Origin of the sequence: Amycolatopsis sp. VC5-11, from assembly GCF_037034185.1 — a bacterium.
Classification (GTDB): Bacteria; Actinomycetota; Actinomycetes; order Mycobacteriales; family Pseudonocardiaceae; genus Amycolatopsis; species Amycolatopsis nivea.
Genome location: NZ_JBAGKF010000052.1, coordinates 1 through 1,129, shown reverse-complemented (window position 1 = coordinate 1,129; position 1,129 = coordinate 1). Strand labels below are relative to the sequence as shown.

Genomic DNA, 1,129 nt, shown 5'->3' with positions numbered 1-1,129 from the left:
CGCCCCAATGGGGATTTTTCATCCTGGTTTGTGCTGGTCATGGCGGGTTGGCGGGGTGTGGTAGTTGTCAGGCCGGGGTGGGCTGGGCGGTGTCGCGGGTGTGTTGTTCGTGCTGGGTGAGGACGAGCAGGGCGCGGACGAGGGTGGTGGCGTGGCGTGGTGCGATGCGGAGTTTGTCGAGGATGCGCCAGGTTTTGAGGGCGGCGAAGCCGCCCTCGACCGCGCAGCGCATGGCGTTGAACGCGGAGTTGGCGGTTTTCTGGGCGTGGGTGAGCGGCCGGTTCGTTTCGGCTTTGTAGGGGGTGAGCACGATCTGTTCGCACGGCCCGTCGCACTGGTCGCAGCGGCGGGTGTCGCGGACGTCTTTGCGCCAGCCCTGGTAGCCCTTGTCCGCGGCGGGGGTCAGGCCGCGGGCGTGGATGCGGTCGCGCAGCCGGTGGCGGCGGGCGGCGGTGATGTCGGCGGTCCTGCCCGGCAGCGCGGCCGAGACCCACAGCAGCCGTCCGTGTTCGTCGGTGAGGCCTTGGACGTTGAGGCCGTGGTGTTTGTGCTTGCCGCTGTAGTTGCGGCGATTGTCTGTGCCGGTGCGGCGGCGGGTGCGGATCAGGGTCCCGTCGGCCAGCACCACCGCCGCGCCGCGGGCGGCCAGCCGCCGCAGCACCCGGTCCAGCCGCGGCGCCCGGGCCGCGAGCAGGTCGATGGCTTCCAGCAGCCAGCGGCGGATCGTGGCGGCCGACACCGCGTTGGCGCGGGACAGGTCCAGCAGCCGCTGGTCGTGGCGCAGCATCGCCAGCACCAGCACCGCCTGCTCGGCCGGGGACGCCTTGCGCCACCGCGACCCGATCGCCCGGCGGCGGCGGCCGATCAACCCGGCCAGCATCGCGATCGTGGGCGGCGACACCGGCAACACGCTGCGATACGAGGCCAGAACCTGCTGTGAGACAGTGGGACCGGAGCCCCCGGACGTTTTTTCTTGAGTCACGACTTGATCAACATCCGGGGGCTCCGCCACGTTCCGGCCACGGGCAGGCAACCGGCAGGCCCGTTGCCGCACAACCACTCCCGCCACCGTCAACCCCGCCTGACCAGCACCAACAGGATGAAAAACCCCCAATGTGGCATTGGGTGC

General features: G+C 70.5%; 1 protein-coding gene. It reads right to left on the bottom strand.

What is annotated here, in order from left to right:
* Nucleotides 1–67: 67 nt before the first annotated feature.
* Nucleotides 68–901, bottom strand: a complete 834-nt coding sequence (locus WA670_RS45035) for a transposase family protein (protein WP_205670321.1) — start codon at nt 899–901, stop codon at nt 68–70.
* Nucleotides 902–1,129: the final 228 nt, after the last annotated feature.